Annotated in this window: 1 pseudogene; it reads right to left on the bottom strand. The window is 68.7% G+C overall.

From position 1 onward, the window contains the following. Positions 1 to 249: pseudogene (locus SB816_RS33775) on the bottom strand (cytochrome c oxidase subunit II); the annotation flags it as partial.

Genomic DNA, 249 nt, shown 5'->3' with positions numbered 1-249 from the left:
ACGCCATGTGCGCATGCTGCGCGCCGCAGTACTGCGAGCACTGCCCGCGATAGACGCCCGGCCGGTCGGCCTGCAGCCACTGGCGATTGGTCTGGCCGGGGATCGTCTGCGTCTTGCCGGCGAGTTGCGGTACCCAGAACGCGTGGATCACGTCGGCGCTCGTCAGTTCGACGAGCACCGGTTCGCCGACCGGGATGTGTATCTCGTTCGCGGTGACGAACGCCGCGCCGTCCGCGTCGGCCAGATAGC

It is taken from the genome of Achromobacter sp. SIMBA_011, assembly GCF_046535435.1.
Lineage (GTDB): Bacteria > Pseudomonadota > Gammaproteobacteria > Burkholderiales > Burkholderiaceae_B > Achromobacter > Achromobacter dolens.
This window is presented reverse-complemented; position numbering and strand designations above follow the sequence as displayed.